This is a genomic window from Oscillatoria nigro-viridis PCC 7112, from assembly GCF_000317475.1.
GTDB lineage: Bacteria > Cyanobacteriota > Cyanobacteriia > Cyanobacteriales > Microcoleaceae > Microcoleus > Microcoleus nigroviridis.
Genome location: NC_019730.1, coordinates 224717 through 233916, shown reverse-complemented (window position 1 = coordinate 233916; position 9200 = coordinate 224717). Strand labels below are relative to the sequence as shown.

Sequence of the window (9200 nt, the reverse complement as noted above, 5' to 3'; positions counted from 1 at the left end):
TACTGTATGATAGAAAAATGGCAAGATCTACTCGCAGAGTTAGAAGTTTTTGAAAATGATGAAGGTTCAGAAATCTGGAATGAAGAAAAACTTCAAGCATTTGAATTTGAAACTGGCATCACGTTACCTGCTGACTACAAAACATTTTGCCAAGTATTTGGGACAGGATTATTTGGTGAGTACATGAGAATTTATTGTCCTAATCTTGAGATGTCTAATTTATTGCTGAACAGTATTAAAGATGAAATCAATAAATTTCCAGATCCAAGACATGAGAAGATATTGAAGGTGACCTCACTGAAAAAGTTACTTGATTCTGCTTTGATTTTTGGCGATAGCCCTAGCGAGGATGTAGTCTTTTGGGATCTCAGAACTTATGACAAAGTAGATAAAAACTATGATATATACATAGCCAATAGTGATTGCTTTAATGGGGAAGTTCATAAGATAGGTAGAGATTTTTATGAGTTTGTGCGTGATTTTTGTCTCGGAATGAAGTCTTATGAAGTTCTCCCAGACTCGATGCGCCCGTCACCTCAAGAGCTGATCCTTACCTTTTCTCCTTTTAATTCGCAAGTAAATTTTATGGATGATGAATGTTAGATGCAAAATCTTTCTCCGCGCCAATATTTATTAGATGAATACTTTAAGTATTTGCACTTACCCTCTCAACCTGTCTTGTCGCCTCCTGACCGATCGCAGAAAATAGAAGAGAAAGAACAACGAGAGCAAGAACAGGCAGTCAGAGAAAAAAATTATTATGCTTTTTTTAGATATCTGAGAACCTTTAAAGGTCATTCTGCTCCTGTTTATTCAGTCCTATTCAGTTCCGATGGCAAGACTCTCGTTAGCGGGAGTGCTGACGGTATTATTACAGTCAGGAACTTAAATGGCGATCGGGAGCACCACACTCTGATAGGACATATTCAAGCAGTGATATCACTTGCCTTTAGTCCTGATGGGAAAACCCTCGTCAGTGGCAGTGCAGACAGCACTATAAAACTTTGGAATTTCAATACTGGTCAGGAAATCCAATCCCTCATCGGTCATGTCAGTTCGGTGATTTCTATAGTAATTAGTCCTGATAGCAAAACCTTAGTAAGTAGTAGTGCTGATACTACTATAAAACTTTGGGATTTAAGCACTGCTCAAGTAAAGAGTAACCTCATCGGTCACGCTAATTCGGTGCTTTCTGTAGCCATTAGTCCTGATGGTCAAACTCTAGTAAGTGGCAGTGCAGATGCTACAGTTAAACTGTGGGACTTAAGAACAGGTCAAGAAATTCGCACTTTAGATGAAGGGGGCGGTTTTGTCTTTGCCGTTTGTTTTCATCCTCACGAACCAATACTTATCAGCGTCCATGAAAACAGAACGATTAAATTGTGGAATTTGTTGAGTGGAGAAGTAATTCGTAGCATACCTACATCTGAGATGGTAGTTTCAGTAGCGATTAGTCCTCATGGAAAAACTCTTGTAGGTGCAAGTGGAAGTTCGCCGATGTGGGTGATTGGTATGTGGAATTTGGATACCGGAAAAATGATTAGTTCTTTCCGCGGCTATGATGGCCCTATTTACCATCAAGATATTGTTTACACGGTAGCTTTTAGTCCCGACGGGCAAACACTAGGTAGCGGAAGTAAAGACACTACTGTCAAGCTTTGGGGAGTTCCACCGCCTATTAATATTGAGTGATGGGGAGCGATATTGACTGAAAATGCGATAGCCACAGCTACTTTTCAAGAATTTATTTTTTCGTTCGCGTATTTGTGTGATGATCGCCCATCAAAGAATGTTAACGAAAGACAAAGACTGGAAAAATATCGCGCATTTGTGCGATTGTACTTACAGAAATATTATCACGGGTGATTGCACTATCAATTTTTCTCAACAAATGCTAACATTTATTTAGTCAGAAAATCTGCCTTCAAACCTCTGCATAAAAACATCAAAGCATTTTAGCATTTTACTAATTTGATCGACCTGCGACTGCTTGGAATTCCCCAATGACCTCCTCAATCTCCATCATTACCACCACCTACAACCGAGAACAATACCTCAGCGCCGCCATAGAAAGCATTCTCGCCCAAACCTACCCCAACTTTGAACTGATAATTTGGGACGATGGTTCCACCGACTCCAGTCTCACTATCGCCCGCAAATACGCACAGCAAGACGCGCGAATTCAAGTAACAGCCGCCCCCCACCAAGGCAGAGGAATTGCTCTCAAAGCCGCTCATACACTGTGCAAAGGAACATACATAGGTTGGGTAGACAGCGACGACTTGCTCGCACCCACCGCCCTCCAAGAAACCGCAGCCGTATTAGACGTACAGCCAGAAATCGGAGTAGTCTACACCGATTGTCTAACGATCGATGAAAAAACTCAAGTAAAAGGACTAGGACACCGCAGCCAAATACCCTACTCTCCAGACAGGCTGTTAGTAGACTTTATGACCTTCCACTTTCGCTTATTTCGCCACCAATTATACGATAGGATAGGCGGCATCAACTCCGAATTCAACCGCGCTGAAGATTACGATTTCTGCCTGCGACTCTCAGAAATTACCCAATTCTATCACCTCAACAAACCTCTTTACTACTACCGCCGACATTCCCAGCATACAGTTCAACAGCAACTCGACCAAATTCTTGAATCTCAGTCAGCTATTGCACAAGCGCTTCAAAGACGTGGATTGAGCGAAAGATTTGAATTAGAAGTAGATATCGTCAGTCGATTTTTTCTGTACAAACGCCAGCCCAAAGAAACAAGTTGAGCAGGACTAAGTTATCTTTAGTTAGTATAAAGTGCAACGTGCATCGCCCTTATCATCAATTCTTCAATCCCAAATCCCAAATCTAAAATCTAAAATCTAAAATCGCTTGTATGACTCCCATCTCCATTGTCATGACAGTCTACAACCGAGAACGCTACCTCAAAGCTGCCATAGAAAGCGTTCTCGCTCAAACTTACCCTAACTTTGAACTCTTAATTTGGGACGACGGTTCCACAGATAACTCTCTCAATATAGCCCGTAACTACGCCAAACTTGACCCCAGAATCAAAGTCCTCGCCGCCGAACACCGAGGTTCGGGCTATTCCCTAATGGCCGCCATTAGAGAAGCCACATTTCCTTACTTTGGCTGCGTGGATAGCGACGATTTGCTCGCCCCCAAAGCACTAGCAGAAACAGTTCCTATTTTAGATGCAAATCCTCAAGTGGGAGTTGTTTACACCAACTATTTACTCATCGACGAAAACGACTGCGTTGGCGACGAAGGCCCTCTCTGCCAAATCCCCTATTCGCCAGAGCAACTGTTAGTAGATCCGATCGTTTTTCACTTTCGGTTAATCCGCCGTTCGGCTTACAATAATTGTGGCGGTGTTAACCCAAAATTTGCCAGTGCTGTCGATTACGAATTGTGCCTGCGGCTGAGTGAAGTTACAGAAATTAGAAAAATCAACAAACCGCTTTATTATTACCGCATCCACCAGCAAACCGTTTCTCGCCAGCATCGGGCAGAGCAAATAATATTATGCCGCACCGCTGTCGAACAGGCGCTTCAACGCCGCGGACTTGCTGACAAATTGGAGTTGGGAGTAGAACTTGTCGGTCAATTTCGCTTGCGCCCGAAGCAAGTTAATGATAAAATAGATAGGAGTAAGTTTTCGAGCGCGGATGCTAATTCACCCAACAGCCAGTCAAGCATTTTTTTAGACGCTAAGGCTAATTCACCCAGCAACAAATCGACCGTATCAAGTCCGATTTTTGTAATAGGAGCCGAACGTTCGGGGACAACTCTCCTGCGTTTAATGCTAACAGCGCATCCAGATATCTGCATTCCCCCTGAAAGTCTGTTCTTTGTTGCCCTAGAGTCAAAATACGGTGCTGTCAACGACTTACTGCCTCAAATTAAAATTTTTTTAAATGACCTTTACAACAACAATTTTCACAGGTTTGGGGAGTGGAATGTTGACCCACAGCTTTTATTAGATAACTTGACAAATAACAAGCAATTAAGTTACGCTCAAGCAGTTTCTACAGTTTATCAAACTTACCGCCAGCAGTTTGACCCGACAGCTTCGGTTTGGGGAGACAAAAATCCTTTTCACATTTATCAATTAGGAAAAATCAGGAGATATTTTCCGGGTGTTAAGGTGATTTTGATTGTGCGAGATTTTCGGGCTTGTTACAGTTCTATCAAAAAATTAGTAGCAAAAGAGCAAGAAAGGGGGGAAGTGTGGCCGGGGATAAAAACGGTAGCGGGACTGACGCACCAGTGGAATCAAGTTGTTAAAATTATCGAAAAATACCATCAAAAATGGGAGCAATTTTATTTAGTTTCTTACGAAGATTTGGTAAGTGAGCCATCAGCACAGTTAGCTAAAATCTGCAAGTGGGTTGGGGTGGATTTTCAGGAATTAATGCTGGAATTTTATCACAAAAATGCCGAGTCAGGTTTAGTTCCGCCGAGTCAGATGGTGTGGCATCCCAATACTTTAGAGCCGGTTGGGAGTGACAGAATTAATGCTTGGCAAGATGAGTTGAGTGTTACTGAGTTGGAGACTATTGAGTTGATGAATTGGAAAAATTTGGAAAAGCTTGGATATAAATGTACTTCATTATTTTAGCAAGCAACTTGATGGGCAATTTTTATCAATTCAGGCGCTCTGCTGTTCCGAATTCAATCAAAAAAAATTTGCCCATTGGTGAATAGTACCAGTGATGTTATGCTCGATGGCGGTTTTGCCTCACCTCAGCAGCGCTTGCATCAATACCAACAATATCAACGAACCAGACTGCGATCGCCCCCCCTGGAGAGTGCTGAGTTCCGCCCTTTTCTCAGCCTCGCCTTGCCTCAACCGCCGCATTAAGAAATACCCCCGACCGATGCAGCAATGCAGTATTTGTGGCAAACTCTGTGGTGTCGGGTCGGTATACACGCCTGCATGAAGATAGAGGGACACGGGCAAGCAAAAATCCTCACTCAAGAGGAAATCGAACTGTTGTTTAACGATGGTTTGCAGAGCGATCGCGACCGCGCCGTGTTCGGTATTTGCCTCTACGCCGCCTGCCGAGTAGCGGAAGCCTGCAGCTTGAAAGTCATCGATGTTTTCACTCCAGCGGGTGCCATCCGCTCAGAAATGGTCATCCGCAAAGGCAACACCAAAGGCAAGCTCGGCACCCGCACTATCCCGATCATCCAAGAGCTGAGGCTGCTGTTGGAAACTTACGAACATCCCGATCACCCCTACCTGTTCCCCAGCCGCCACCTCAACCACCGCTGGAAGCACGCGAACCCGGAATCCGCCTCTCACTTGTTCCAGAAAGCTTGCGAGAAAGTTGGCATCATCGGCGCCTCTACCCACAGCTTGCGGCGGACGGCATTGACCCAGATGAGCAACGCCGGGATTCCGCTGCGGATTATTCAAGAAATCAGCGGCCACCGCAACCTCGAACAGTTGCAAAAATATCTAGAAGTGCGACCCGACCAAGTGCGCGGGGCCGTCTCTGCACTCTCTACCCTTTCCTACGTCAGGAAATCCACTTATCCTGATTCAGCTCCCCCAAGCCCAGAAAATCCGTTGCCCCCTCACCAACTGTCACAAGCCCTCACCGATTCTACCTGCGAAGAAATTCCCGAATGGTGACGGTCGCTTTTTCCCCCAAAAGCAGAAGCGCTCCTGACGCTTTGCTACACTTGTCGGTCGCTTTCTTTCCCAAGGCAGAAGCCCTCACCCCTGGATTTGTTAAAATCGTTGGTCCACGCGAGAGCGGGTGCACCTACAAAACCGGCTCAAAGGAGAATTGACAGGCGATGTGGCTAAAATTTGGTGTTGCTCTCAGTGGCTCCCTGACGGGCATCGATGATGTTGCGCGCGGAAAAACTAACCTTGCGTGCCTTTACTGTGGCGGCTCTCTCACAGCGAAAAAGGGGTCAGTGAAAGAACATCACGCAAGCGCACACTCTTGAGACTTGCAAGCCCGTGTCACAGCGGATTAAAACCAAAGCGTTTCCCGCGCTTCCCCTCTACGAGCATTTCAACATCGAACTCAAGGGTGAGGAACTAGAACAACTAAAAGTGCTGTGGAAAGAGTACGGAGCCCAAAACCGACCGATTCCCAAAGACTTGGTAAACGAGCGGTGGGAACTCAAAGGATTGCTGGAATCGTCGGGCGATCGCTTGTACCAGTTTACCGACTTGGGTAAAATCCCAGTTGGTGCATTGCCCCTGGCGTTGTTCAACCGAGTCCAAGAACCCTTGCTGTTGTCGGAGTTAGTGAAGTTAGAAGGTTCTGTAGAGATTGCTGAAGCTGCGGGTTTATCTTGTTTGGAAGAACGACGGGCTGATTTGCTGATTACCCTTGCGCAGCTTCGTCGGATTCTAATCAATTCGCTCTACTTTTTAGAGGTGAAAGCTGACGGCAACATTTTCTACAAGATTGGCGTTACTACTCGTCAGATTGAGGAACGGATAGCCGAAGTGCAGCGGGATGTGAGAGCGCATTACTCGGATGTAGTGGTAAACCTGCTGGGACGCGAGGGAACACCGGGGGAATGTCGAGCTGTACTTCAAACATCGGTATCAACCCTTTAACTACCGGATTGGGAAGCTGACGGAGTATTTTGTGTTTCCGAACGTCAAGGTTCTGCTACGGGATTTGTATGGGATGGAGCCAAAAGTTTTGAGTCGCGGCAGTTTCGCGGGGAAAATTAAGTATTATCAATACGAGAGCGTGCTGGCTATTGGAAAGTAGCAATCGCGTAAAAAGTGCGTGCCTGCGTGCTTGCTACAAATCATCCGCACCGCCCCCAGTCAAGGCATAGATTGCGCCGTTTGACCTGAGGAGGCTCGCATTACTTGGAGGCTCGCGCCGCCTTGATAAGTAGCCCAACAAAGGTTGTTGCAAGCAGCCACTACCTTCACAATAGGTCGAACGATCGATTTTGTCGTTTCAATTCTACCTAGATAATCAGGGGAACAAATTCAATGGCAAAAAAAGCAAAAAAGCTCTGGCTTTCTTCTTCTCCCAAACAGTCTAAACCTACAGTGCCTGATACTGAGAAACAATTAATCGCACAAAAATGTAATGAGTTAATTGAAACAGAATTTAAGCCCAAATATATCGACTCTCCACCCACCGACCATGATTTCAACTATCGAACGGATATCTTTGGCAAGTGGTATCGCAACTATTTTTACTTCTGCTCAACTTATAATTGTCCAAGTCCGAGGGCGATTTCCCCGTCTTTTGAGTCTCGCTCCGCCCGCTTAGAATATGTTGGGCAAGATTGTTTTAATGTTGCCTACATGAGACATACGGGGCAATGGTGGGAAATTCTGCATGGTTTGTCTTTAGAAGAATGTTTATCGGAAATTAGAAACAATCCCCTGTTACATCCTTAATCGTTGCTCTAATTGGCGAGCGTTCTTTTAATTATCGAATTGGCTCTCCTGACGGAGTATTTCGTGTTTCCTTTCGGTCAAACTTGTGCTGAATGATTTGTACGGGATGAAACCCAAAATGCTGAGTGATGTTGAGTTGGAGGCGATTGTGTGGGCGAGCGTAAAAAGTAGCAGTTCCTTTGTCATCACCGATCGATCCGATGCCCGCGCTCTGGTTGCCAACACCCGATCGATTGGGATGCAGTACCGCAAACTTGAGATGGGGTACTGGCGTTTTGATTCCAATAACCAAGCCTCTACCGGGCGTTTCTTAGCCTTTCTTTACCTCATGTCCTCGGAAAATCAGTATCTCGGCTACGGCATCTGAGAGAGGTGGATGCGTGTGGGTTTGCCTCTAAGTGCAGAATTGCGTTAAGTGCGAAACTCAGCAGTGTAGTATAAACTGTATTATACTAAGACAAAACTCCGAAGATTTTTATATGAATGCTGCTAATTCGGTTCCGAGCAATCATCTTCCTAAACCCACACTTTATTTAGGTCAGCATCCCAATCAGCCCATACAACTGTACCGAGGCTTCGCTGAGTTGATTAAAGGCGAACAGGTCATTGAAGGTCAAGCAACTACAATCTTTGGGTGGTTCCCGTCTCCGTGCGTTAAGTTTGAGTTCACTCATTTCACGCCCGGCGCGAATTGATTGGGATGACGTTACTCTGAAACTGACAGAGATTGGCATCACCGTGAAAGTTCGCATTTCACAGACAACAAGTTGGGGAAACCATAGGTCTATAATATCGGGCTATCCCTGCGAAGCAATTGTTAAAGGCAAGGGTCACGAATTAACTTCCTTAGTGTTTCACTTACCTAACTTTCCGTTTTTCGACATTTCCAACACGTGGAGAATGAGTGACGAAGAGGAAGAAGAACTAGAAGGTTGGTTGGAATCGGTATTTGACGGGCAGTTTGTCTTTCAGACTGGAGATTGGCGGATAGTATTAGCAACTCTTCCCGAAAATTGGGATACCCACGAGTTGCTTCAGTCTCAAGGCGGCTATAGCCTAACCCATATCTGCAAACTGGAGCGGTTAGAACGAAACCCCTTCTCAATGGACGATGCCCGCGACCTGTTAGAAGCATTTTCTTATTACCTTTCATTTGCCAGAGGACTGTGGTTGGCTCCCATGCTGATTGCTGGTTTTGATGCCGGAGGGACGCAGGTTTTTGAGGAATGGTCTGCTTGCCGTGCCGACTCTTGGCAAAACACTGATATGTGGTTTTCAACGGATTCAACCGATCTAGTTGAAACCTTTCCCGGTTTTATGCAGCGGTGGCAGGATAAAAATTGGCGGGAGTTAGTGCAAGACTCTATTCACTGGTATGTGGAGAGTAAAAAGCAAGCTGGAGGAGTAAATGGTGCGATCGTTTTGCAGCAAGCAGCATTAGAACGACTGGCATGGGTTTTTTTGGTGGAAGATAAACGCAGCCTCAGTCAATATGGGTTTCAAAAACTCCCAGCCGCCGATGAAGTGAGACTATTGCTGTCATCTTTGGGGATAGACTTAACACTTCCCGTGGGCTTAACTAACTTAATTCAGCTAGCGAACAAGCAAAATTGGGCGGACGGCCCGCAGGCGATAACTGAAATACGGAACGCCATCGTTCATCACAACCCGAAAAATCGCCATAAAGGATGCGGAGCTTCGCAAGAAATCGGAGTGGAGGCATGGAGTCTCGGTCTGCAATACCTGGAGATTGTCCTGCTAAAGCTGTTTGATTATCCCTATCTTTAGCTCT

11 protein-coding genes are annotated in these 9200 nt (G+C 45.4%); all 11 read left to right on the top strand.

What is annotated here, in order from left to right; translation table 11 throughout:
• Positions 1-6 precede the first annotated feature (6 nt).
• The gene (locus OSC7112_RS33170; protein ID WP_015179786.1) at positions 7-603 is read left to right on the top strand and encodes an SMI1/KNR4 family protein; all 597 of its coding nucleotides are present in this window, start codon (positions 7-9) and stop codon (positions 601-603) included.
• Positions 604-1692, top strand: a complete 1089-nt coding sequence (locus OSC7112_RS33165; RefSeq protein ID WP_015179785.1) for a WD40 repeat domain-containing protein — start codon at positions 604-606, stop codon at positions 1690-1692. It abuts the gene before it with no gap.
• Between the two features lie 311 nt (positions 1693-2003).
• The gene (locus OSC7112_RS33160; RefSeq protein WP_015179784.1) at positions 2004-2774 is read left to right on the top strand and encodes a glycosyltransferase; all 771 of its coding nucleotides are present in this window, start codon (positions 2004-2006) and stop codon (positions 2772-2774) included.
• Positions 2775-2884: 110 nt separating this feature from the next.
• The gene (locus OSC7112_RS33155; protein WP_015179783.1) at positions 2885-4630 is read left to right on the top strand and encodes a sulfotransferase; all 1746 of its coding nucleotides are present in this window, start codon (positions 2885-2887) and stop codon (positions 4628-4630) included.
• Between the two features lie 78 nt (positions 4631-4708).
• Positions 4709-4873, top strand: a complete 165-nt coding sequence (locus OSC7112_RS40505) for a hypothetical protein (RefSeq protein ID WP_190274471.1) — start codon at positions 4709-4711, stop codon at positions 4871-4873.
• A 75-nt stretch (positions 4874-4948) separates the two neighbouring features.
• The gene (locus OSC7112_RS33150) at positions 4949-5650 is read left to right on the top strand and encodes a tyrosine-type recombinase/integrase (RefSeq protein ID WP_041623883.1); all 702 of its coding nucleotides are present in this window, start codon (positions 4949-4951) and stop codon (positions 5648-5650) included.
• A gap of 336 nt (positions 5651-5986) precedes the next feature.
• Positions 5987-6598, top strand: coding sequence for a hypothetical protein (locus OSC7112_RS33145; RefSeq protein ID WP_317623968.1), 612 nt, complete (start codon positions 5987-5989; stop codon positions 6596-6598).
• A 393-nt stretch (positions 6599-6991) separates the two neighbouring features.
• The gene (locus tag OSC7112_RS33140) at positions 6992-7408 is read left to right on the top strand and encodes a DUF3024 domain-containing protein (protein WP_015179781.1); all 417 of its coding nucleotides are present in this window, start codon (positions 6992-6994) and stop codon (positions 7406-7408) included.
• Between the two features lie 85 nt (positions 7409-7493).
• Positions 7494-7775 (top strand): hypothetical protein, encoded by a 282-nt coding sequence (locus OSC7112_RS33135; RefSeq protein WP_150111758.1) that lies wholly within the window; start codon positions 7494-7496, stop codon positions 7773-7775.
• Positions 7776-7887: 112 nt separating this feature from the next.
• A complete protein-coding gene (locus OSC7112_RS33130; protein ID WP_015179779.1) occupies positions 7888-8103 on the top strand; it encodes a hypothetical protein in 216 nt (71 codons plus the stop codon).
• Positions 8069-9196 (top strand): YopA family protein, encoded by a 1128-nt coding sequence (locus OSC7112_RS33125; RefSeq protein ID WP_150111757.1) that lies wholly within the window; start codon positions 8069-8071, stop codon positions 9194-9196. Before OSC7112_RS33130 ends, OSC7112_RS33125 begins: the two co-directional genes overlap by 35 nt.
• Positions 9197-9200: the final 4 nt, after the last annotated feature.

Excerpts from the sequence above, each read along its gene's own strand:
- OSC7112_RS33140 (WP_015179781.1), top strand. The coding sequence starts at position 6,992 with ATGGCAAAAAAAGCAAAAAAGCTCTGGCTTTCTTCTTCTCCCAAACAG.
- OSC7112_RS33130 (WP_015179779.1), top strand. The coding sequence starts at position 7,888 with ATGAATGCTGCTAATTCGGTTCCGAGCAATCATCTTCCTAAACCCACA.
- OSC7112_RS33155 (WP_015179783.1), top strand. The coding sequence starts at position 2,885 with ATGACTCCCATCTCCATTGTCATGACAGTCTACAACCGAGAACGCTAC.
- OSC7112_RS33170 (WP_015179786.1), top strand. The coding sequence starts at position 7 with ATGATAGAAAAATGGCAAGATCTACTCGCAGAGTTAGAAGTTTTTGAA.
- OSC7112_RS33165 (WP_015179785.1), top strand. The coding sequence starts at position 604 with ATGCAAAATCTTTCTCCGCGCCAATATTTATTAGATGAATACTTTAAG.
- OSC7112_RS33160 (WP_015179784.1), top strand. The coding sequence starts at position 2,004 with ATGACCTCCTCAATCTCCATCATTACCACCACCTACAACCGAGAACAA.
- OSC7112_RS33150 (WP_041623883.1), top strand. The coding sequence starts at position 4,949 with ATGAAGATAGAGGGACACGGGCAAGCAAAAATCCTCACTCAAGAGGAA.